Source organism: Vicinamibacteria bacterium (assembly GCA_035620555.1).
Taxonomy (GTDB): Bacteria; Acidobacteriota; Vicinamibacteria; order Marinacidobacterales; family SMYC01; genus DASPGQ01.
The window spans coordinates 1-21,917 of record DASPGQ010000725.1 but is presented as its reverse complement, the minus strand read 5'-3'; the positions used below and the strand labels follow the sequence as shown (position 1 = coordinate 21,917).

The window sequence follows — 21,917 nt, the reverse complement described above, 5'->3', positions numbered from 1 at the left end:
TCCCAGTGGCGCCAAAACGATCGCTTCCCCTCGCTAGAAAGCGGGTTCGGACTGGACGCGATCTGAGTCGCCGCGAGGGATATTGGCTGCGCCTGATTCACGTCGCGGCCGGGCGGGTCCGGGCTCGTGTCCTGACTCCGGCCCGAGGCTATAATCTCAATCGTGAATTCCCGGAAAGCAGAACGAAGAGCCCTCTTTCTCACTTTCGAGGACGAGGACCGGTGGGAATGGTACGACATGACGCCGGCGGAGCGCTTCGCCGAGTCCCAGCGCCTGTGGGCCACGTTCTTGGTACTCGGAGGAAGTTGTGAGCCTGAGCCCGATTCCCAGAGTCCTTTCTACTTTCCAGCAGAGGCGGGTTCGGGCACTTCTGATGGGCGGTCAGGCGTGCATCCTCTACGGGGGCGGCGGAATTCACCCGAGACATCGATTTCGCCGTCGCGGTGGCGCCGAAAAATAGAACTGGTGTTCTGCTTCAGCGGAAACCAGGCACTTTGACGGTGCCGGGGTTCTCACCATAGGCTCTAGCTGCGCTGAAGCCATGAAGAACTTGGTGAGGACACCATGATACCGACACTCCTGCTCGCGGTCGGTGGGCTCGTTCTCGAGACCGACGTTGCGGCGACGATGCGCGATGGCGTCGTGCTGATGGCCGACGTTCTCCGGCCCGAGGCACCGGGACGCTATCCCGCCATTCTGATTCGCACTCCCTACGGAAAGTCGGACGAGTGGCGCGACGACGGGTTCGCCTTTCGGGCGGCACGAGCGGGCTACGTCGTCGTGACTCAGGACGTTCGGGGACGCTACGCCTCGGGAGGGCAGTTCGATCCCTATCGCCAGGAAGGAAGGGACGGCTACGACACCGTCGAGTGGGTGGCTCGGCTTCCATACGTCGACGGACGCGTGGGAATGGCGGGACTCTCGTATCCCGGAGCGGTCCAGTGGCTCGCGGCCATGGAGTCTCCGCCGCACCTCGTCGCCATCGCGCCCTCGATGTGCTTTTCCACCGGGCGTCGGTTCTTCTACTTCGGGGGCACCTTCGACCTCTCCTGGATCGGCTGGTTCTATCGGAACATCGCTCCCGACGTGCGTCGCCGCAACGGGCTCTCGGGTCCGAAGACGTGGGAGGAAGCCGATGCTCTCTGGGAGAGGAACGAGGAAGAGTGGTTGCGCTTTCTTCCCCTCGCGGAGCTGCCTGCTTTGCAGGGGGTCGCGCCGTCGTACTACGAATGGCTTTCCCATCCCGACGACGACGGGTACTGGGATTTCGCCGATGTCGAGGCGAAGTACGAGAGCATCGGCGTACCCGCGCTGAACCTCTCGGGTTGGCACGACGAAGGTTACGGACCGATGGGAGCGGTGAACAATTACGCCGGTACGAAGGAGAAGGGGAGCTGGCTCGTCGTGGGCCCCTGGACTCACGGGACTCCGCGGCTCAATCGAATTCGTGAGGGCGAGCTCGATTTCGGCGTCAACGCGGGCCTCGACTACGAGCTTCTCTTGATGCGCTGGTTCGACTTCTGGCTCAAGAACGAGGCGAACGGGCTCGACTCGGAAAAGCCCGTGCGGATCTTCGTGATGGGCGAGAACCGGTGGCGCGAGGAAGACGATTGGCCTCTTTCGCGAGCGAGCGCGACCCCTTATTACCTGCACACGTCCGGGGCCCTTCGGCTCGAGCCGCCCGAAGAGGACGATGCGAGCACAGCCTATGATTACGACCCCGCCGACCCGCTCATCGATCCCCATGGCGGCGTCCAGGGCCCGTTCGACCAGAGCCCGCTCGAGTCCCGCGGCGACGTTCTCGTCTACGAGACCGAGCCTCTGACGACGGACATCGAGGTCACCGGGCCCATCGAAGCGATCCTGTTCGTCTCGTCCTCCGCCAGGGACACGGATTTCGTCGTGCGCTTGCTCGACGTGCACCCCGACGGGCGTGCCTACAATCTCATGAGCCCCACGGTCGAGGTCGAGCGCGTCAGATATCGGGAGGGGGAGGACAGGCCCTCACTTCTCGAGCCCGGCGAGATCGTCGAGCTCCGTTTCGATTCGATGGTCACGTCGAACCTCTTCGCCAGGGGTCATCGGATCCGCATCCACGTGACGAGCAGCCTCTTTCCGCATTTCGATCGCAATCTCAATACTGGCGAGCCGTTCACCGAAAGAAAACGAACGGTCGTGGCGCACCAGTTGGTTCACCACGACCGCGAGCGCCCTTCGCGGATCGTGCTTCCGATCGTGCCCCGGTAGTAAGGCGAGCCTGGAAATGACTGCCGCGCTCGGTTTCGCTCCCCACTCGGGATGGGCGGCAGTCGTCGCGGTGGGGGGAGCTTCCGGCCATCCCACGGTCGTGTATCGCGGGCGGCTCGAGATGACCGATCCCAGTCGTCGCGATTCCCGGCAGCCCTATCACGCGGTCGAATCGCTCCCGCTCGTCGAGGCGGAGGGGCGATTGGCCGAGCTCCGCGCGAGCGCGATGCGCATGGCCGTCGGCGGCGTTTCGAAGATCGCGGACGAGCTGCGCGCGAAGCATTCACCCATCGAGGTGGCCGGTATCCTCGATTCTTCGGGTCGCAAGGGAGGGAATCTGGCGGCGATTCTCGCCTCTCATGCTCTCATCCATACCGCCGACGGTGATCATTTCCGCGAGGCCCTCGAAGCGGCGTGCCAGCGAAGCGATCTTCGAGTCGTACGCATCCGCAGATCCGATCTCGTGACGCGCGCCGTGGCGATTCTGGGAACTGCCTCGTCCGAGCTCGAGGCGTCGGTGCGTGCCATGGGAAAGCCGCTCGGGCCGCCATGGGGAGCCGATCAGAAATCGGCGGCGCTTCTCGCGTGGCTCCTTCTCGCCGGTCCCAGTGCATGGGGACTGTCGTGACTGTGAGATTTCTCGAAAACAGACGACCAGCGCGTTACGAGTCGCGCCACTCCGCCCTTCTGACTCCAAACACCTTCAGCCCTTTGTAGGCCCCTCGAGTCATGCGCCGCCATCTCATCATTTCAGCGGCGTTTTCCGTCACTAGCGCCGCTTCGCATCGGGCAGCCCCAAGCAGGATGAGAATATCATTGACGTGGTGTCTCGGTTTCACATTCCCATGGCGATGTTGATACCGAGCCAGAATGATTCCCGCGGAAATCCAATCGTCGTGGTCCGGAGTTACCAGGTAGCCGCGACCCGCGAATGCGCGGTTAATTCCGTCCAGGTTCTTCTTGTCGGCCCCGGCCCGCGCGCCGGCATAAAGCTCCTGCATGACGACTGAGCTCATGCGCGCTCTCCCACTTCGCAATGAACGAAAGAACAACCGCTCGTAAGCATCCCCTCGAATCATGGGGATGAGGACCGAGGTGTCGAAAAGAAGTGGTCGCCGACCCGCCTTCAAGTGCTCAGGCTCCGCCAGCGCGCCCGTAGGCATCGCGCAAGCTACCGCGGCGGCGCAAGTCTCGCACGTGTGTCATGACCTCATCGGCGAAGAGTGCGTCCTCGATGACGGTTCGAATGGCCTCCGACTCGCTTCTGGCGCCGAGCGTTCTCACGAGCCTGCGAAGCTTGGGCTCGTCCAGCATTAGGTTCTTGCGTTTGAAGCGCCGAGTGTCAGCCAAGTTATCTCCCATTACGTATAGTATCACGACATGTTACACACTCAAGAGTAGGCCTTTTGGGTCGAGCAAGAGGTGCTCGCTCTCGAATGCAGTAGGCGATAGAAATCCAGGCGGTCTGCCTGCGGTTACGGCGGCGATGCGTGAATCGTGATCGCCTGCCCGGTCACGATGTGGTCCGATTCGATGCGATTCCACCGCCTGAGATCCTCGATCGAAACCCCGAATCGTCTCGCGATCGTAGACAGGGTGTCTCCCCGGCGGATGCGATAAGTGACGGCGCCGCCCGCGGGGGCCGCATCCTCGGCTTGCGCCGAGGCCGCCGACTCTCGCACCACGAGCTTCTGACCAGGATAGATACGGCTCGACCGGTGGTGGAGTCCGTTCAGGCTCCTGAGCTTCGATAGGCCGATGTCATGCGCCTCCGCAATCTGACCGAGCGTGTCTCCTTCACGTACGACATAGACGTCTCCCCCGGCGGTCGACGGGCGCCTCGGGGAGCTGGGCGGCGCAGCGGTCGGGGACACGACGAGACGTTGTCCGGGATGAATGCGAGTTTCCGCCGAGGCGAGCCCGTTGAGGCGCCGGAGATCCGCCAGCGACATCCGGAACGACGAAGCGATCGCCCCCAACGTGTCTCCGCGACGCACCACGTAGACTTCGCGGCCATCGAGCTCGACGCTATCGCGTTGGAAGGCCGACGCCTCATCACTCCACTGCTGCGAGCCGCTCGGAACCGGAACCGTCAAGACCTGACCCGGGTGAATGAGCGAGCGACTGCGTATGTGATTCGCGGACGCGAGCGCCTCGACCGTGGTCCCGTATCGGCTTGCGATTCTCGACAGCGTGTCTCCGCGTCGAACCACGTGGGTTCCGAAGCGTACCCTCTCGTCCGCGGGGATGGCCGCGATCGCCTCACGGAAGTCATGGGCCATGCCCTTGGGCACCCGCAACGGATAATCGCCGTGGTCGAGAGGGGTGACCCATCGCCGCAGCTCCGGATTCAGCCGCTTCAACTCTTCCACATCCGTACCGGTCGACTGCGCCGCGGTCTCGAGGTCCACCGGATGTTCGAGCCGCACGACGTCGTAATCGCGAGGCGAAGCGGTCGATGGCGTGAAGCCGTAGGCGACGGGATCCTTGGCGATGACGACGGCTGCGAGAATCAGGGGAACGTAGCTACGAGTCTCGCGCGGCAGGCGTCGTCGGGCAGAGATCGTCCAGAAATCCCTGCTTCCGGTCTGCGCGATCGCACGGTGGACGCGTCGCGCGCCCGCGTTGTATGCCGCCATCGCCAGGTACCAATCGTCGAACTCCTCCATCAGGTCCCGGAGGTGCCGGGCGGCGGCTCGAGTCGCCTTCTCGGGATCGAACCGGTCGTCGATCCAGAAATCCTGCCGCAGGCCGTAGAGGCGTCCGGTGGCGCTGATGAACTGCCAGATCCCCCGAGCTCCGGCACGGGAGACCGCTCTGTCCTTGAAACCGCTCTCGATCATCGCGAGGTACACCAGATCGCGCGGAAGCCCCTCCTCGGCGAAGACCGCCCGAAACATCGAGAGGTAGTGGCCCGACCGGTCGAGTGCTTCCTGGAACCACTCACGTCTGGGGCCCTGGAACATCTTGATGATCGACTGGACTCTCGCGTTCTCGACCACGGGCAGGTCGTAGCCCCGGTCCAGGAGGTCGCTCTCCCTTTCCGCCGCCTCGAGTGCACTCGCGGACTCCATCCGAGACACCTCGCTCGTCAGGACGTCGACCGCGGCCTCCTCGGCCGGTTCGGACGTGGCGAGCTCGTCGGTCATCCGAGCCTGATGGAGGCGCTCCGCCTCGTGGATGGTGGCGATCGCCTCGTCGTAGAGCGCTTTCGCCTCCGGTGTCGATTCGATGCCACCGGGGATGGTCAAGAGCAGGTCCAGGGCGCGATCGAAGGCCAGTCGCGCCGCAACCCAGCGACCTTCGGCGGCGAGTGTCTCACCGCGCTCGAGCTCCCGCCGCGTCAGCTCGATGGTCTCGGCGTGGAGCGAAGCAACCACACCGTGAGGCGGCGGCGCGGCGTCGGTGCCGGGTGGCCGCTTCGACGAGCAGCCAATGACGAAGGTTGAGAGCGAAATCACGAGGACGAGACGAAGATGAACCGGCACGCTGATTGCCCCTTACGATTCTTGGTTGACTAGACTCGCAGGAAGACGTTGTTCTCGTTGCCGAGATCGCGGGCCGACGGCGTAATTACCGTCCCGGCACCGACGGGAAGCTTCCGGCCCTCGCTCAGCGCCGAGCGTACGTCCTCCTCCGATACGAACTCGAGCGCGGCGACCGGGGGGGGAGTCGGCGCCGCTACGGTCCCTTCCAATGATGCAACCTCCCGCGACGCCGGCGACTCGCCTCGCGCTCGTACGGGAAGTCCGCGCACTTCCAGAAATCGAGATATCCGTTGCTCCAGGTTCCTCGGGGGATCGGCCTCCCGGCGAACGGGCTCGGGTACGGTGCGTTCTCCAGGATAGCCGTAGGCCTCGAGTGCCATCCCGATGTCCACCGGCCGAATCCCATAGGCGAGTCGCTTCACGTTGATGAGATGCATCGGAGTGATGTTGTCCGAAGTGATGTTTCCGCCGTGGGCACCGCATCCGAGAGTCATGGCCGGACTCAGTCCGGTGCTGAAGCCGACCGCACCATGAGTGGCGGTCGAGTTCGCCACGATCCGGAACGCGGGCTTCTCGAGCGCAAACTGTCTTATGACCTTGTCGTCCGTCGAATGGATGGCCAGCGTGTGTCCCATACCTCCATACCGCAGTATCTCCTTCGCTCGTTCACAACCTTCCTTCCAATCGCCGACGACATAGAAAGCAAGAATCGGTGCGAGCTTCTCGATCGAAAGGGGATAGTCGCGGCCAACACCGACGAGCTCCGCTACCAGTACGCGGGTCGTTTCCGGGACGTCGAAGCCGGCTTTCCGCGCGATGAACACCGCGCTCTTGCCCACGATCTCGGGATTGGCCAGCCGGGATGGAAGGACGGCGATTTTGGACACCAGGTCGATCTGGTTCGAGTCGAGAAAGAAGCCCCCTTCGTCGACCACCGCCTGCCGCACCGTAGACTCGATGGCACGATCGCAGATGAGCGCCTGCTCCGAGCAGCACAGGGTCCCGTTGTCGTAGCTCTTGCCGGTGAGAACGTCTCTCACCGCTCTCGCCACGTCCGCCGTGGACTCGATGTAGGCGGGCACGTTGCCCGGACCAACGCCGAATGCCGGCTTCCCCGAGCTGTAAGCCGCACGCACCAGACCCATCCCGCCCGTCGCCAGCACGACGGAAGTGCGCCGGTGGCTCATGAGCTCACGAGTCCCTTCGAGCGATACTTCGGTCATGCAGTCGACGACGCCATCCGGAGCCCCGGCGGAAACAACCGCGCGTTTCATGATCTCGGACGTCTCTCGGATGCACCGTCTCGCTGCGGGGTGCGGCGAGAGGACGATGGTGTTTCTCGACTTGAGAGCGATGAGAACTTTGTAAATGGCGGTGGAGGTCGGATTGGTCGAGGGAACGACCGCGGCGATCACGCCCACGGGCTCGGCGATCTCGACCACCTTCACGTCGGGGAGCTCGCGGATGATCCCGACGGTCTTCATATCTCGGATGAACCGGTAGACGTCTTCGGCGGCGAACTTGTTCTTGATGAACTTGTGCTCGACGACGCCGAAGCCCGTCTCCTCGACGGCGAGACGAGCGAGGTCGTAAGAGGCCTCCGAGGCAGCTCGAGCGGCGGCCGACACGATCGCGTCGACTTGCTCCTGAGTGAAATGCGCGTAACGCTCCCACGCCCCGCGCGCCCGTAGGACGAGCTCGCGGGCTTGCTGGATCGAGCGGAGGTCCTCGTCGAGCTTCATCGGCGTTACCGGATGGTGGGCTGGATTTCAGGATCGGGAATCGTAGTCACGCGCATCGCGGCGTGTGCCGGGTTGTCGAGAGACCATCGGACGGGCCGACCTACACCTGCGAGAGCGCATTGGTGCGGACCGCCGAGCGCTTTACCCTCGCGTAGCATTCTCCCTCTAACCCATTCCAGCCATTAGGCTGCCTCACTCTCCGCTCGACTATAACAGAGCGGGTCAAGAATGGATCAACAAATCTGGCATCGTTGACGGGTCAGTCACGCTGTGACATACTCCCGGCTTTGCGCGACGCCATCCTCCCGGCGTTCGCCCGAAGGAGAATGATCGGAATGCATCACCACGACAGGATCTTCGTGAACACCCGCCGGATCTCCTTAGCGGCGGCGGCGCTCATGGGTGCCGTTGGACTCGCGGGGTGCGGCGGCCGCGGCGGAGAACCGGTCGAGAGTCGGCCCATCACCCCGCATGCAGAGTTCAGCAAGGCGCGAGCCCCGATCGGAAGCCCGGTCGAGATTACTTACCGTTTCGACGTCGGTGCCGATTCGGCGCCCGTCCCCAAGGATTATCACGTCTTCGTCCACTTTCTCGATTCGCACAATGCGCTCCTGTTCACCGACGACCACATACCCCCCGAGCCCACGAGCTCCTGGAATGCGGGCTCCACCGTCGAGTACAAGAGGACTCTGTTCATCCCCCTCTATCCCTATCTGGGGACGGCCACCGTGAGTATGGGACTCTACGTTCCTGGAACGACCGAGAGGCTCGGACTGGCCGGGTCCGATGACGGCAACAACGCGTACCGTGTCGCCCAACTCCAGCTACTCGACCAGAAGGAGAACATATTTCTCGTCTACAAGGAAGGATGGCATCAGCTCGAGTCGGCCCCCGAGAACCCGAGCATCGAATGGCAGTGGACCAAGAAGGAAGCCGTGTGCTCGTTCCGGAATCCGAAGCGAGAGAGCATCCTCTACATCGAGGCCGACACCAACGTGAACGCGTTCCCCGAGGAGCCTCTCCAGGTGTCTCTCCTCGTCGGCGAGACCGAGATCGGTTCTCTGAAGGTCGAGACGCGAGACACCTTCCTCAAAAAGATCCCGATTCCGCTGAGCGCGCTGGGCTCGGAGGATTGGGTCGACCTCCGCATCGTCAACAGCGAATCCTTCGTGCCCTCGGGGCTCGGACTCGCAAGCGACGATCGTGAGCTCGGCCTGAGGGTCTATCACCTCTACGTCGAGGCCTTGGACGGGACATAGCTTCGCGGAAGCTCAGCGATCCCCGTCTTCCGTCAGCTCGATCTCGAGCTTGAGGCGCACCGGTTCGCCGTTCGCACGCCAGGGAAGCTCGAGTTTCGCGACCGTCTCGATCGTATGACTCGACCCGAGGCCCACGAGCTTGAGGTCGGCAAACACGGTCGACGCGCTGCGCATGAGGTCTTTAGGAACGTAAGCCTTGGCCCGCCCCTCGACGACGAGCGGAGTGCGAACCGGATGAGCTTGCTGGCTTCGGCCTTCCGGCGTTACCTCGCGAAGACCCTGGGGCACGTTCTCGGCTTCGAGGCGAGACTTCGTCGATACCATCCCCGGCGCGCTTCGGAGGTCGTCGCGCCTGGCGGCGAACTCCACGCTGACTTCGCCGGTGTCCGCATCGAGCGGCTGGATCGAGCCTGAAGGACGAAGCTCTCGAGGGGTGATCGCGGCGACGCTCGGTCCGCGGAGCCCTTTCTGCGCGAACCCTTCACGGCTGGGAGCGGTCGTCCGCGCCATGGCGACGGCCACGGGCGCTGCCCCTTCCCGGCGCTCCGGAGGGTGGGAAACCGTAACCGCTGCTGACGGGCGCTCTCCCGAGATCTTCCGATGGACGGCAGCCAGCGTCTTTTTCGAGATCGCCTTCAATGTCTCGAACACTCCGACACCGTGCAGCGCCGCTCCCTCGTAAACGTCGAACCCTCCTCGATTCAAGTGACGATTGAGCGTCTCGACGGAGAGGATGTTTCGAAGATCGCGTTTGTTGTATTGGAAGACGAAAGGAATGTTGTCGAGCGGATGGTTCAGCTCCGCAAGGTTCTTCTCGAGGTTCTGGAAACTTTCGAGGTTGGCGTCGAGAGCGGGCTCCTGGGAATCCGCCACGAAGACGATGCCGTCTACGCCTTTGAGCACGAGCTTGCGCGTCGTATTGTAGAAGACTTGGCCGGGAACAGTGTAGAGCTGAACCCGTACACGCATCCCCCCGATCGTACCTACCTCGAGAGGAAGCAGATCGAAGAAGAGCGTTCGATCCGCCTCGGTCTCCAGACTGACCATTTCTCCCCGCGAGCTCGGATCGGTCCAGCTATGGATGTGCTGGAGATTCGTCGTCTTCCCACACAGGCCGGGGCCGTAATAGACGATCTTCGCCGACACCTGCATGGTGGTGTAGTTGAAGAAAACCACCCCTTCTTGCCCCTTATTGGTTGGATTATCAGTCAGATACGAATGTTCAATTCTAGCTGGTCCGGCTCGGACTCGTCAAGCCCACTCCCGGTCGGGCTACAATAGCGAGTCGTCGAGAGACGAGGTAAAAGGAGCATGGAGAAAGTCGCGCTCGTCCCCGCCTTCGCCGCCGGTTTCATATCGTTCATATCGCCCTGCGTTCTGCCGATCGTGCCCGGATACATTTCCTTCATTTCCGGTGCGTCACTTCAGGAGCTGCAGAGCCACCTCGCGCTGGACCAGAAACGGCGACGAGAGCTCTTGTATCGCGTGGCGGCCAACAGCCTGTTCTTCGTGATTGGATTCTCCATCGTCTTCGTCGCAATGGGGGCTTCGGCAACCTACGTTGGTCAGTGGTTTGCCACGAACCGCGTGACCCTGGCTCGAATCGCCGGTGCGGTGATCATCGTGCTCGGCCTGCACACGATGGGACTCACACCCATCAAATGGTTGAACTACGAGAAGCGGTTTCACGCCCAATCGAAACGGGTAGGAATTCTCGGCTCTCTCCTGATCGGGCTCGCCTTCGCCTTCGGCTGGTCACCCTGCATCGGTCCCATCCTCGCGGGAGTGCTGGTGGTCGCATCGCAGCAGGAAACGGTGGGGCAGGGAGTACTGCTGCTTACGGCCTACTCGCTCGGGCTGGGTATCCCGTTCTTGGTCACTGGACTCGCCATCAATCGATTCCTCAGCCTCTTCGGGAGGATCAAGAAACACATGAAGCTGGTGGAGGTAGTGGCGGGGGGGATGCTCGTCGCCGTCGGGATCCTCGTCGCCACCGACAGTCTGCAAATGCTCTCGCAATACTTTACGTTCCTTCCCGTTCTCGGTTAGCGTCGGGAGCCGTGCTAATATTGAGCCCTCTTTGACTGGTTCAGGAGGCAGCACGAAATGAAGTTCGCTCTCACTCTCTCTCTGGTTCTCGCCGCTTCGGCGACGCTGAACGCGCTCCAAGAGAGCAGCAGCGGTACCTGGGAAGTTCCCGACGAAGCGAAAGCTGTCGAGAACCCCGTGGAGAATACACCGGAGGCCCTCAGCGCAGGAGCGGAGCTCTTCAAGAAACACTGCGTGATGTGCCATGGTGAGTCGGGAAAGGGAGACGGTCCCGCCACGCAATTCATCAAGCCGGCGCCGCCAGACGTGACGACGGCCGAAGCGCGTGATCGCTTGACCGACGGTGAGATCTTCTACAAGATGACCGTGGGAAAACAGCCCATGCCGCCCATGAACCGAAAGATGAGCGAAACCGAACGCTGGCAAGTCGTGCACTACCTGCGCAGCTTGCAGGCGAAGTAGCTCGAGGTGCCCGGATGAAGTCTTTGTTCGCTGTAGCCAACGTTCTCGTTCTCGTCTCCTTGGGGTGTGCCGTTCCCGAGGGCGCCCAGGAGTCGGGAGGAAACGGTGGAGATGCGCTCAGGCCCGCGCCCGACCTCGTGCTGGACCGCGTCGATGGTGGTGGGCAGCTGGCCTTGTCGGACCATAGGGGCAAGGTCGTACTCGTGGACCTTTGGGCCACGTGGTGCGCCCCCTGCATCGCCGAGCTGCCGTCCCTGCAGAAGATGGCGGAGCGTTTCGGCCCTGATGACTTTCTCATGCTCGGAGTCGTCCTCGAATCCGGCGACGCCGACGAGATCCGCGCCTTCGTCGAGGAGAAGGGGATCCATTATCCACAGGTGATCGGCGTGGACGGCACCAAAGAGTCCTTCGGTCCGTTTCTCGGTTACCCGACGAAGTATCTCATCGACCGTGAGGGTCGAGTCGTGAAGCGCTACTTTGGAGCGGTGGGCGATGGTCTCGGATCCGACATCGAGGGCTTGATCGAGACGGGGCGGCTTGCGAAAGAGCCCACCAGCTGAGCCGACTCTTCCTTCCAAGTCACGGTAGCGATCTCCGCTCACAAGCGGTATATTCATATTAAAAGTGCTTTCGATGCCTCGAAAGCCTTGATCCAGTGAACACTCAGTAGAAAACGTAGAGTCCCGTAATCGGTATTTGGCTCGTTCGTGAGGAGCCCAATCCAGTGGCCAACGATCAAGAAACGATACTAGCAGCAAAAGCCACCCTCGACGGTAAGCTCGAGGGAATCGACATCACCCTCAAGGGCAGGTTTCACGGAGACGTGAAAGCGAGTGGAACGGTGCGGATCGTCGAGGGATCCGTCGTCGACGCCAAGGTCGAGGCTACCAGAGTAGAGATCAGCGGCAAATTCAGCGGTGAAGTTCACAGCAAGGAACTGCGGCTTCTTGGACCGGCGCGGGCTTCGGGAACGTTTCGCGCCGTGAAGCTTGGCGTCGAGGAAGGCAGTCTGATCGATGGGGAGTTCGAGATCGGCGAATCGGCGCTGAAGACTGCCTCGGAGTCGTCGCCTCTAGAGCAGCGACGCTGACCGAGCTCGACCGAGAGGGCTCCGGAGAGCAACCATGGAAGAGCCCGAGCGGGTGCGCACCGCGATGATCATTCTGACGTGCCCCTGGTGCGGACGCGCGGTGAAAGTCTTCGGTCGCGTCCGTCGGGTTCTGTGTGCCTGCGGAGAGGTTCTCATGGAGAACGAACCGTCGGCCAAAGCTTCCAACGACCGGGCCAAATGAGCGAGTGTAGAGAGGGGGAGTGCGAGTGGCGAAGAAGGTTACGAAGAAGGCAGCAGCTACGAAGAAACCCGCCAGGAAAAAGAAGGCGTCGGCTCGGGTCTCCGGGGCCAGGGCGAGTCGTGAGAAGGCGACCGAGATCGTTTTTTCCTACGGTGAGATCGACTTCTTGCGAAAAATCACGAAGAGGGATGTCGAAGAAACTTCGCCGCGCGAGCGAAAGGCGCGCCTGTCTCTCCGGGACAAGCTCCTCGACATCAATTTCAGCGTCCCCGCCGTGGGAGCCGGCGGTCTGATCGTCGTCGAGCTCGGCCGCGGCGAGGTCGATTTCCTCCAGCGCATCACCAAAGAGGTCTACAGCTTCATCACCGCTGAGGAGCGTCGGGCGCGTCTCATTCTGCGAGAGAAGATACTGATTGCGGTCGAGAAGGTAACCGGCAAGAAAATCCTTCCCGAAGAACCCCTTTGAGGTGACAACTCACGCTCCGGCGTGATCGCTCCCGGGGCGGGCAACCCTGACTGTCCGCTAGTCGAGCGCCACTTTCAAGGGATCATCCAATCGCACGTTGACCTGGGCTCCCACGGGAAGACGAATCTCTTCGCCCTTGGTCGTCAGAACGACGCTGGTGCCTCCTGCCCCGCCGATGGCCGCGCCAATCGCCGCGCCCTTCTTCCCTCCGATGATTCCGCCGACGATGGCCCCCACCCCTGTCGCGCCGCCAATGATTGTCGCATCTTTCTTCTTTCCACTCTTGGCCTCTTGTTCCACGAAACTCGTGCGAATCTGCTCGAGGCCGGTTGTGGTCCGGATTCGGTCGAAAGTGAAAGCGAGCTTGGCACGGCCTTTGACACGCCCCGATGCTTCCACTTCGGTAACCCGACCCTGGACGTAAGCTCCTTCCCCGAGCGCGAGCTGTCCGGCCGCGTAGAGCGGTGCGAGCGTGCGGGCTTGAATCTCGTCGCCGACTCGGTTGGCGGACGAGTCGAGCGCCGTTAATAGCTCGAGCTCGAGAATCGTTCCCCCGGGAATCTCGACCTCGACGAGCTCGGGTGCCGCGGGCGGTTCCGGCCGTCTGCTCTCGGGCTCTTCGCGAGAAGGAGGTCGAGGGTCTTCACGCTCCGAGACTGCAGGCGTGACCGACTCCGCGGCGGAACCGGAGACTGTTTCCGACTCGGCCGAGTCTTCCTGAGATGGCGCGGCTTCGCCCGGTTCGGGTTCGGTCTCGGCAGCGCGGCACGCGCCGAGTGCGAGGAGGACGGTTATGGGTAAGACGCGGAGCAGCCAGCTTGTCATGGGTTTCTCCTTCCCACATGGTCCTCCGGGAGCGCTCACGATCCTGTGATCTGGATCAATGAGGCCGGACCTTCACACCTCGGTGAACTGACACGTTTGAGACTCGTATCGGAATTCCACAATCGTGGAGCTTTCCCTTCCCGATTGAAGGACTTCCAGCTCCAACCGCCCGGTCTCGTCGTCCCGGAAGACGCCTAGATAGTCGGTGTCTTTGGGCGTGATGGTCTTCGGATCTCCCGTCGCCGCGACCGCCAGAACGTCCATCGAGGTGGCGAGGGACCTGAGCTGGGAGGCAATCGACGACGTCGAATCGCGTGAAGAAATTCTTTCCAGGGCGTCCACCACGAGAAGACAGCTCGACTCGGTGCCTTCCGTAAGGAGCCGGAGCTTCTTCAGAAGCTCGCGTACCAGTTGAATGTCGAGCTGGCCCTTGACTTCGTAGACGAAGACTCTCTTCAGCCACGGGGCCGCGCTCCTCCCCGCCGCTTCGATGCGCTGCCATTCCTGGGACTCCTTCTTCAAACGCCCCCTCTCGATGTCGTCGACCGGCACCCCCGCCAGTCGCGCCAGAGTCCGGATCCTGAGCTGGGTCTTGGGCTGCCTCGCGGCGAGGTAGAGGCATCGCATTTCCGTTCCCGCCGCCACCTGGTCGGTGAGTTGTTTGAGGAAGTCGACCAGCCTCCGATTGTCTCCGTCGGTCAGCAAAACGAGGCCAGGCCCGAGGCCACCGAGCCCTTCGTCGATTCGAGAGAAACCCGTGTCGAACGTTCTGCCTTGTTGAGAAGCGATCTGGTCCAGATAACTCGACCAATCGTCGCCCTCGGAGCTGAGAAGGGAGTCCTCGACCGGTTGGTGGCTGCTTTGAGGAGGAGGAGTCGGAGGTGATGCAGGCTGCGCGGCTCGAGGGGCGGTGATCGATTGGGCAGAGCTCGGTGGATCGATGAAAACGGGTTCAGGAGGCTCGAACGCTTCGGGAGGACTCGAGGTCACCGCGGGGGGAACCGCGATGGAGCTGTCACTCGACCGACGGTGCTCGTCATCGATTCGCTTCCGGACCTCTTCGACCGACCGCACCATGGTCGTACCGGCTTTGTGGAGCAAGGTTGGTTCCGAGGGAACGGATCGGGTGGGGCCGGGTGTCACGCTGGGAACGATGCCCGATCGCGAGCGTTCCCGGAGTCTTCCTACCCAGCCGTTCAAGTCGCTGAGCGAGGGCAGGCTGCCATTGAACAGCTGCTCGATGGCGAGGCTGCTGGGTAGATCGGCGAACGTCTTTTGGAGCTCTTCCTCGAGGTTAGCAGAGATGACGTAGTCCCCGCGCAGATGCATCTCCGACAGCGTCAGGAAGACGGCCTTGTTGACCGGGAAATAAAAATCTTCGTCGGACAGACTGTCGAGTATCTTGTACTTCAACTCCGAGCCCGCCGTATTGATGGTGAGGCAAAGCGTTTTCAGGACCGATGTCTCGAGCGACCTTAGCTCTTCCGCGCCGATCGTCTCAGACGGCCCCTGGTTCTGAGCCATGAGTGCAACCTTCCCGTCGGCTTAACTGGGTTGTTTCAAGGACTTTTCTTAATTTAACAGGTTCGTGGACATGCCAGCAAGTTGCACTGCCGGGGGCGGTATCGCCTGGACTTTGACATGCTGTATACTGGTATTCAACTAAATCCAGCATTATCAGCTATTAGCCATGGTCTGCGAGCCCGGAGAAACCACGCCACGTTCACCAGGCAACGGGTTCGGAACGAGGCGGTAAACGATGGACGAGCTGAATCAGGGTGCTCCGGCCCCCGGCGCCGAATCCAACGAGCAATCTTCGAGCACCGCGGAGGCGAACGCCCTTCATGGAGCGATCGAGCTACTTGCGCAAGGATATCTGGAGCAGTCTACCGCTGCCTTCCGCGCGGTGCTCGAGAGCTATCCGAATTGCGTCGAGGCGCGAGAGTTCCTCGAAGTGGCCTACAAAGCGTCTTCTGAAGACCGTGCCCCGGTCGACGTGGTGAAGGCGTTGAAGACTGGCTCGGAAGCTTTCAGCGAAGGCAGACAGCGAGAGGCCATAGAGGTCTGGAAGCAGTGTCTGGCAGAGGAGCCGGCGAATCGGCTCCTCCAGAAGCTCGTCCTCTTGTCCACTACCTGGTCTAAAGAGCGGAGAAATGCGTACGCTCACGAGGTCCTTTCTCGGCAAGCCGGCCTGATGAACGAGGCGCGGGCGGAGGAAGTTGAGGCCCTCGTCAAGGTCGCCGAGACGGTCCATCCCGAGTCGGGGCCAGAGGACACGATCGCCCTGGAGCCGCCCGTGCCTTCGACCGGCCCAGCCGAGGAGGCCAGGCAGGAGACCGGGGCCAAGAAGGCGGCCGTCGAATCCGCCACCGCGCCGATCGCCACATCTTCTCGCGGAGACGTGACCAGACGCCCGCTCGGGCGCGCTCACCGGCGGAGTGCGTGGCCGATTGCTGGCTTGGCCATCGGGATCGCCCTCCTGTCGGTTGTCATCGGGTATGGAGTCTTCCCTCGGGACGGATCGATTCCCTCCGGTCGACTCGAGAGCGCCGCCCAACTCGCGAGCTCGGGCCAGCACCTGCAGGCGGTCTCGGCTTACGACGCAATCCTGGAGCAATTCGGTGATCACGTGGAAGTCTACCTCGGCCGCGGTCGCGCGCGACTTGCCGCGGCGGATACCGAGGCGGGACTCGCCGACCTGGAAATGGCCCTTCGGATCGATCCGGGCAATTCGGCGATCGCGGAGGAGATCGCCGATGTTCTCTATTCGGAAGGAAACTTCGTGCCCGCCATCGAGTACTACGAGAAGGCGTTCTCGGGAGGCGGAGGGAGCGTGGAGGCTCGGTACCGCACCGCCGTCAGCCTCGTTCAGGTGGGGCGAGGTGACGACGCGCTCGAGCCCCTGGCGTTCGTGGTCGAGCGAGATCCCGCCCACGGCGAGGCGCGGTTTCTCCTCGGCCAGCTCCTCAACGAACGCGGGCGCTACCCAGAGGCGGAACGAGCCCTTCGCGAAGCCCAGCCCCATGTCGAGGCCGGCAGCGATTTTCTCGCTGAGCTGGGAGTCGCACTGCTCGAACAAGGACGGCTGGACGAGGCCGAGGAGGGGGCCAGGAGCTTCATCCAGTCCTATCCGAGCGACCCGCGAGCCCGGGCGATTCTCGGTGAAGTCTATCTCGTCAGAGAGCAGTACGAACCCGCTCGAGACCAACTGATTCAAGCACTCCGGATCGACCCGAGGGAGCCCCGAGCCCAGATCGCGCTGGGTCGCACCTGGCTCGCGATAGGAAAGATCCGGCAGGACGCACAGGATCTCGCCAAGGCTCGCCAGATTCTCGAGAGTGCCAAAGGGGTTCACGAGGGAAAGCGACTCCTGGCGCTCGGTCAGGTGGCAATGGCCGAGGGAGATCTGAAGGCGGCCGAGAGCCTGTTACTGCAATCCATCGAACGGGGCGGTTCGCCGCTGGCGGCTCATCTATCGCTCGCCGAGGTGAGAACGCGCAGCCAGGATCTGGCCGGAGCCGCCGAGCACCTCCAACGAGCTTCGGCGGTCGATCCGCAGGACGCGTCGATCTCGCTGTCGCTCGCGATCGTTTACATTCAGCTGCGAGAAACGAGCCGAGCCGCCGAGCAGTTCCTGAAGACGATTCACGCCATTGGCCTTCTTTCGCCTGCTGGCGCAGACAGCGGGCCCGTCGTGCTGCCCGAGCCCTACGTCCCCCTCCCGCGACGGTTCGACGTGAATCGTGCCATTCGAGACGCTTACGGTGACGTCCTGAAACGGACGGCGGACGATCCGACGGCATCGGAGCTCAAGACGCTCGCCGAGCTCACGAGCTTCGTCCTCGCCGGATGATTCCTCTCTCACTCGATCGCACGAACCGGGCAAGTGCGGCGGCATGGGGTGAGTCGAGCCCATCGATCTCCGCCAGGGCGTCCTCGAGAGCTGCTTTCGAGCGGAACAGTATCCGGTAAGCGCGTTTCAGAACGCGCAGGTCGTCGACGCCGAAGCCCGCTCGGCGCAGCCCGACGACATTCAAGCCCACGGCCCGCGCCGGTATGCCATCGACAGTGATAAAGGGCGGAACATCGCGGTTGACTTTGGACCCTCCACCGATCATGGCAAGCTCGCCGATCCGGGAAAACTGGTGCACGACCACCCCCCCGGAAACGAAGGCTCGTGGGCCGATCACGATGTGCCCCGCGAGCGCCACATAGCTCGCGATGATCGCCTCGTCACCGATCTCGCAGTCGTGCGCCACGTGCCCGTAGCCCATGATGAAACACCCGCGGCCGACGCGGGTGACGCCCCCCTCCCGCACGCTTCGATGAACCGTCGTGAATTCCCGAATGACGCAGTCGTCACCAATGACCGCGAAGCTGCGAGCGCCATCGAACTTCAGATCCTGAGGATCCCCCGCCAGCACGGCGCCCTCGTGAACCTGCACCCGCCGACCGAGTCGGAGTCCCGCTTTCAGAACTGCGTTGGTTTCGATGCGGCTCCCCTCACCGATTTCCACGTCCGCTTCCACGACCACATGGGGGCCGATTTCCACGTTCTCTGCGAGCCGCGCATCCGGATGCACGATGGCGGTCGGGTGAATCGGCATGTTGGAGGCGGTCGGACTTTCAGCCGGAGCGCGAGTACTGCCGTGCCAGCGCCTCGATCTCCTCGTCTTCGAGAACCCGATTCGAAGACTTGGCTTTCTCGAACACGGCCTTCACGAGATCGTCGTCGAGAGGGAGGCCGCGCGAGCTGAGCCAAAAATGTACGTTCGAAAGTCCACTCATCGGCCCGACTTCGATTTCTTGCGACAATCCGAATTCCCCCGCGGGTACACCCGAATAGACCCGGTCGGCGAGCCATTTGTCTTTCTTGTTCAGCGCTTTGATCACCGCGGCGGCATGCACTCCGGTGCCGGTCCGGAAAGCGTCTTCACCGACGACGGGATAGTTGGTGGGGATAGGCATCCCCACGGCTTCGGAGACGAGGCGACAGTATTCCGCCAGGCGGCTCAAATCGTTGTCGATACGTCCCTCGAGCTTCAAGTTGACGAGCAGAATGTCCATCGGGGTATTGCCGCAACGCTCCCCGATGCCGAGCGCACAGGCATGCACTCGGTCGACCCCCGCTTCGATTGCCGCGAGGCTGTTGGGAATCGACAGCCCTCGGTCGCGATGGCCGTGCCAATCGATCTTGACGTCCTCTCCGGTATCGGCAACGACCTCTTTCATGAAACCCACGAGCGCTCGCGCACCCGACGGTGTCGCGTGCCCGACCGTGTCGGTCACCACTACCCGCCGGGCGCCACATTCGATCGCCGTCGTGTAGAGCTTTCGAATCGTCTCCGGCCTCGCTCGGGTCGTATCTTCGGTGACGTACATGTTGGGAAGGCCGTTATCGACGGTGTACCGCACGGCCTCTTCGGTATGCCGCAGGAGCCGGTCGAGCTCCCATCCTTCGGCGTACTGGCGGATCGGGCTCGAACCGATGAACGTGGCCGCTTCGATCGGGATGCCAGCCTGCTGTGACACCTCGACGATCGGCTCGATGTCGGCCCGGAGGGTGCGCGCCGCACAGTTTGCCGAAATCTTCATTCCGTGCTCGGCGATCTCTCGCGCGAGACGGAGAACTTGCTTCTTTACGTGCGGGCCAGCCCCGGGAAGGCCAATGTCGACCGCGTGGATACCGAGCGCCTCCATCATGTGGAGGATCTCGATCTTCTTCTCGATCGGGGGGGAGGTGACCGAAGGGCTCTGCAGACCGTCCCGCAGCGTTTCATCGTCGAACTCGATGGGTTTCCTCGTGGACGAATCGACCTCGCCCACGCGGTTCCAGTCGTAGACGAGTTCGCTCTCTCTAGGCTCCATCGATTTCCCCATCGTGCTCAATGCCGTGGCGGGACCCGCGGTCGATCGGCCGCCACGGCTCGGCGTTTGCGGCGCTGCGCGCCGATCTCGCGGCAGATGTCTTGGCCACCGCTCGGCAGGCTGGGCCGTACTTTTTCATCAGCCTACATGAATTATAAACGCTTGCTCGTAGCCGTGCCCAACTCGACCGGCATCGAATGCGCCGGACCGAGGGATTTGGCTGCTTTGACGCCGGAGCACGCCTCTCGATATGCTCTGTCGGCCCGAGATGAAAGAATCCATCCAACCAGAATTCACCAAGAAATCTCTCCTGGACTACGCCGCCTCGCAGCGAGGAAGTTTCGAGAAATCGCTGCGTGAGCTCGTCGAGATTCCGAGCGTGTCCGCCGACGCGAAGCATCGCGGAGACGTCGCTGGCGTCGTATCCCACGCCGCCGACCTCCTTCGTCGCATGGGTGCCGAAGCCAAGGTGATCGAGACGGGCGGCCACCCGATGTTGCACGGTCGTTTCTTCCAGGATTCTGCTTACCCGACCGTCACCGTGTACAACCATCTCGACGTACAGCCCGCGGAGCGAAGCGACGGCTGGGACACCGAGCCGTTTCGCTTCACCGGGAAGGACGGTCGCTACTGGGGCCGTGGCACCACGGACGACAAAGGTCCGGCCCTGACGGCGCTTTGGGGCGCTAAATACGCCGTGGCTCGCGGTGCGAGGGTCAACATCCAATTGCTTTGGGAAGCCGAGGAAGAGATCGGCAGTCCCCATTTCGAATCCACGATCAAGCAGCATCGCGAGCGGCTGAGTACCGACACCGTCGTCGTGTCGGACACCGTCTGGGTGTCCCGCTCGCGACCGGCTTGTCCCGCGGGGCTGCGCGGACTTCAGGGCTTTCGCTTCTTCCTCGAGACCGGAGCGACCGACCAGCACTCGGGAACTTCCGGAGGCGCCGCACGAAATCCGGTGGCCGAGCTCTGCCAGCTCATCGCCGAATGTTTCGACGCGAGAACCGGAGAGGTCAAGATCCCGGGGTTCTACGACGATATGGTGATGCCGAGCGACGCGGAGCTCGAGGATTTGAAGAAGTCGGGATTCAGCACCGCGACGTTCAAGAAGGATCACCAGTTCAAATCGCTTCGGGTCACGGACCCGCTCGAAGTGATGAAGCGCATCTGGTGCATGCCCACGTTCGAGGTCCACGGCATCGCCGGCGGCTATCAGGGCCCGGGAGTGAAGACCGTCGTTCCGCCGAGAGCGACGGCAATCGTATCTTGCCGACTCGTCCCCGACATGGACTGCAAGAGAATCGCGAGACTGGTCAAGAACTTCGTCAAGAAGGCCAATCCCGACGTCCGGGTCGAGGCCGAGCACGGGCTACCCCCGTACCAGGGGCGCACGACTGGCCCGCATGCCGACGCGATTCGCGCGGCGATGAAGTTTGCGTTCGGCCGAGAGCCCGTCTTCGTCCGCGAGGGCGGTTCCATCGGAGCCGTCGTGTCGATGGAGAGAGTCCTCGACGCGCCGGTATACTTCCTCGGTCTTTCTCTTCCCGAGCACGGCTACCACGCGCCCAACGAGAATTACGACTGGCGGCAGGCCGAGGGCGGCATCGTCGCCTTCGCCGACTACTTCCGTCGCGTCGCCAACATCGGTCGATGAGAGAACAAGGCAGTCGAGCTGCTCTGGGAGTGGCTTCGATAACCTATGAGGGACTGGCGAGCGCTGCCAGTTTGACGACTGTGCTCCAGTTGCGGGCGGTGCCGCTCGTGCCGAGCTTTCGTTCGATCAGGGTGTTCGTAAGCCGAGACCGACCCACTCCGTCCGGGTAGACGATATACGCCTCTCGGCCGGAGACCCGCAAGACTTCCGAGCCGCGGATCGCAGCCTCGAGGGACTTCACCGCCGCCGCCTTCGGCCGTTGGTGCAGGCACATGACGAGAAGATGGCTCGGATCTTCTTTCGCTTCCTGCGGAAAGGGGTTGCGCGCCACGACCGTTTTCCACTCCGCGGCGGTTCGCACGAAGAACACGGTTTCGATGCCGAGACGTTCTTTCGCCGCCGTTTCGAGGAGCTGCTCCAGGGCCGGAGTCTCGGTTCGGTCCGCTCGAAAGACGACATTCCCACTCTGCAACAACGACTGGACGTCGTCGAATCCGAGCTCGTCGAAGAGCGAACGAAGCTCTGCCATCGAAACCCGCTTGTGGCCGCCAACGTTGATTCC

20 protein-coding genes and 1 pseudogene are annotated in these 21,917 nt (G+C 62.6%); 11 read left to right on the top strand and 10 right to left on the bottom strand.

Annotated features, from left to right (window positions below; all coding sequences use genetic code 11):
• Positions 1-564 precede the first annotated feature (564 nt).
• Together VEK15_29305 and VEK15_29300 are read left to right on the top strand one after the other, a co-directional pair.
• Entirely contained in the window at positions 565-2,247 is a 1,683-nt protein-coding gene (locus VEK15_29305) for a CocE/NonD family hydrolase (GenBank protein HXV64831.1), read from the top strand.
• Between the two features lie 16 nt (positions 2,248-2,263).
• Complete coding sequence (locus VEK15_29300) at positions 2,264-2,875, top strand: hypothetical protein (GenBank protein ID HXV64830.1); 612 nt, start codon at positions 2,264-2,266, stop codon at positions 2,873-2,875.
• 34 nt (positions 2,876-2,909) lie between these two features.
• On the opposite strand, the gene VEK15_29295 is transcribed toward VEK15_29300, so the two are convergent.
• From VEK15_29295 to VEK15_29280, 4 genes are all read right to left on the bottom strand, one after another.
• Positions 2,910-3,410, bottom strand: coding sequence for a PIN domain-containing protein (locus VEK15_29295; GenBank protein ID HXV64829.1), 501 nt, complete (start codon positions 3,408-3,410; stop codon positions 2,910-2,912).
• Entirely contained in the window at positions 3,382-3,597 is a 216-nt protein-coding gene (locus VEK15_29290; protein HXV64828.1) for a hypothetical protein, read from the bottom strand. Before VEK15_29290 ends, VEK15_29295 begins: the two co-directional genes overlap by 29 nt.
• A 125-nt stretch (positions 3,598-3,722) precedes the next feature.
• Positions 3,723-5,735, bottom strand: coding sequence for a LysM peptidoglycan-binding domain-containing protein (locus VEK15_29285; protein HXV64827.1), 2,013 nt, complete (start codon positions 5,733-5,735; stop codon positions 3,723-3,725).
• Between the two features lie 29 nt (positions 5,736-5,764).
• Positions 5,765-7,477, bottom strand: coding sequence for an aldehyde dehydrogenase family protein (locus VEK15_29280; protein ID HXV64826.1), 1,713 nt, complete (start codon positions 7,475-7,477; stop codon positions 5,765-5,767).
• Between the two features lie 335 nt (positions 7,478-7,812).
• On the opposite strand from VEK15_29280, the gene VEK15_29275 reads away from it, so the two are divergent.
• A complete protein-coding gene (locus tag VEK15_29275; protein ID HXV64825.1) occupies positions 7,813-8,736 on the top strand; it encodes a hypothetical protein in 924 nt (307 codons plus the stop codon).
• Positions 8,737-9,357: 621 nt separating this feature from the next.
• On the opposite strand, the pseudogene VEK15_29270 reads toward VEK15_29275, so the two are convergent.
• Positions 9,358-9,912, bottom strand: a pseudogene (locus tag VEK15_29270) (GTPase domain-containing protein).
• A gap of 135 nt (positions 9,913-10,047) precedes the next feature.
• Between VEK15_29270 and VEK15_29265 the strand changes: the two are divergent.
• The 6 genes from VEK15_29265 to VEK15_29240 all read left to right on the top strand — a co-directional run bounded on the left by VEK15_29265 (position 10,048) and on the right by VEK15_29240 (position 13,005).
• Positions 10,048-10,785: a cytochrome c biogenesis protein CcdA gene (locus VEK15_29265; GenBank protein ID HXV64824.1), complete on the top strand. Its 738-nt coding sequence runs from the start codon at positions 10,048-10,050 to the stop codon at positions 10,783-10,785.
• Positions 10,786-10,842: 57 nt separating this feature from the next.
• The gene (locus VEK15_29260) at positions 10,843-11,247 is read left to right on the top strand and encodes a cytochrome c (GenBank protein ID HXV64823.1); all 405 of its coding nucleotides are present in this window, start codon (positions 10,843-10,845) and stop codon (positions 11,245-11,247) included.
• A 14-nt stretch (positions 11,248-11,261) separates the two neighbouring features.
• The gene (locus VEK15_29255) at positions 11,262-11,807 is read left to right on the top strand and encodes a TlpA disulfide reductase family protein (protein HXV64822.1); all 546 of its coding nucleotides are present in this window, start codon (positions 11,262-11,264) and stop codon (positions 11,805-11,807) included.
• 164 nt (positions 11,808-11,971) lie between these two features.
• On the top strand, positions 11,972-12,337 hold the full coding sequence (locus tag VEK15_29250) for a polymer-forming cytoskeletal protein (protein HXV64821.1): 366 nt from the start codon (positions 11,972-11,974) through the stop codon (positions 12,335-12,337).
• Between the two features lie 34 nt (positions 12,338-12,371).
• The gene (locus tag VEK15_29245; protein HXV64820.1) at positions 12,372-12,539 is read left to right on the top strand and encodes a hypothetical protein; all 168 of its coding nucleotides are present in this window, start codon (positions 12,372-12,374) and stop codon (positions 12,537-12,539) included.
• 25 nt (positions 12,540-12,564) lie between these two features.
• On the top strand, positions 12,565-13,005 hold the full coding sequence (locus VEK15_29240; GenBank protein ID HXV64819.1) for a hypothetical protein: 441 nt from the start codon (positions 12,565-12,567) through the stop codon (positions 13,003-13,005).
• Between the two features lie 57 nt (positions 13,006-13,062).
• Here VEK15_29240 and VEK15_29235 read toward each other — a convergent pair whose 3' ends face one another.
• Entirely contained in the window at positions 13,063-13,830 is a 768-nt protein-coding gene (locus VEK15_29235) for a hypothetical protein (GenBank protein HXV64818.1), read from the bottom strand.
• A 72-nt stretch (positions 13,831-13,902) separates the two neighbouring features.
• Positions 13,903-15,354, bottom strand: a complete 1,452-nt coding sequence (locus tag VEK15_29230) for a DnaB-like helicase C-terminal domain-containing protein (GenBank protein HXV64817.1) — start codon at positions 15,352-15,354, stop codon at positions 13,903-13,905.
• Positions 15,355-15,589: 235 nt separating this feature from the next.
• Between VEK15_29230 and VEK15_29225 the strand changes: the two genes are divergently transcribed.
• Positions 15,590-17,683 (top strand): tetratricopeptide repeat protein, encoded by a 2,094-nt coding sequence (locus VEK15_29225; GenBank protein HXV64816.1) that lies wholly within the window; start codon positions 15,590-15,592, stop codon positions 17,681-17,683.
• Here the strand turns inward: VEK15_29225 and lpxA are convergent.
• Positions 17,658-18,437, bottom strand: coding sequence for an acyl-ACP--UDP-N-acetylglucosamine O-acyltransferase (lpxA, locus tag VEK15_29220; GenBank protein ID HXV64815.1), 780 nt, complete (start codon positions 18,435-18,437; stop codon positions 17,658-17,660). The two genes, VEK15_29225 and lpxA, sit on opposite strands and share 26 nt — an antisense overlap.
• Before the next feature lie 19 nt (positions 18,438-18,456).
• Entirely contained in the window at positions 18,457-19,698 is a 1,242-nt protein-coding gene (locus tag VEK15_29215; GenBank protein HXV64814.1) for a LeuA family protein, read from the bottom strand.
• 268 nt (positions 19,699-19,966) lie between these two features.
• Here VEK15_29215 and VEK15_29210 point away from each other — a divergent pair, with 268 nt between their 5' ends.
• Positions 19,967-21,355, top strand: coding sequence for a M20/M25/M40 family metallo-hydrolase (locus VEK15_29210; GenBank protein HXV64813.1), 1,389 nt, complete (start codon positions 19,967-19,969; stop codon positions 21,353-21,355).
• Positions 21,356-21,398: 43 nt separating this feature from the next.
• On the opposite strand, the gene VEK15_29205 is transcribed toward VEK15_29210, so the two are convergent.
• On the bottom strand, positions 21,399-21,917 hold a 519-nt coding region (locus tag VEK15_29205; GenBank protein HXV64812.1), incomplete at its 5' end, for a DUF1697 domain-containing protein.

Coding starts and splice junctions, on each gene's coding strand:
- VEK15_29305 (HXV64831.1), top strand. CDS start 565: ATGATACCGACACTCCTGCTCGCGGTCGGTGGGCTCGTTCTCGAGACC.
- VEK15_29300 (HXV64830.1), top strand. CDS start 2,264: ATGACTGCCGCGCTCGGTTTCGCTCCCCACTCGGGATGGGCGGCAGTC.
- VEK15_29295 (HXV64829.1), bottom strand. CDS start 3,410: ATGCCTACGGGCGCGCTGGCGGAGCCTGAGCACTTGAAGGCGGGTCGG.
- VEK15_29280 (HXV64826.1), bottom strand. CDS start 7,477: ATGAAGCTCGACGAGGACCTCCGCTCGATCCAGCAAGCCCGCGAGCTC.
- VEK15_29275 (HXV64825.1), top strand. CDS start 7,813: ATGCATCACCACGACAGGATCTTCGTGAACACCCGCCGGATCTCCTTA.
- VEK15_29265 (HXV64824.1), top strand. CDS start 10,048: ATGGAGAAAGTCGCGCTCGTCCCCGCCTTCGCCGCCGGTTTCATATCG.
- VEK15_29260 (HXV64823.1), top strand. CDS start 10,843: ATGAAGTTCGCTCTCACTCTCTCTCTGGTTCTCGCCGCTTCGGCGACG.
- VEK15_29255 (HXV64822.1), top strand. CDS start 11,262: ATGAAGTCTTTGTTCGCTGTAGCCAACGTTCTCGTTCTCGTCTCCTTG.
- VEK15_29245 (HXV64820.1), top strand. CDS start 12,372: ATGGAAGAGCCCGAGCGGGTGCGCACCGCGATGATCATTCTGACGTGC.
- VEK15_29235 (HXV64818.1), bottom strand. CDS start 13,830: ATGACAAGCTGGCTGCTCCGCGTCTTACCCATAACCGTCCTCCTCGCA.
- VEK15_29230 (HXV64817.1), bottom strand. CDS start 15,354: ATGGCTCAGAACCAGGGGCCGTCTGAGACGATCGGCGCGGAAGAGCTA.
- VEK15_29225 (HXV64816.1), top strand. CDS start 15,590: ATGGACGAGCTGAATCAGGGTGCTCCGGCCCCCGGCGCCGAATCCAAC.
- lpxA (HXV64815.1), bottom strand. CDS start 18,437: ATGCCGATTCACCCGACCGCCATCGTGCATCCGGATGCGCGGCTCGCA.
- VEK15_29215 (HXV64814.1), bottom strand. CDS start 19,698: ATGGAGCCTAGAGAGAGCGAACTCGTCTACGACTGGAACCGCGTGGGC.
- VEK15_29210 (HXV64813.1), top strand. CDS start 19,967: ATGAAAGAATCCATCCAACCAGAATTCACCAAGAAATCTCTCCTGGAC.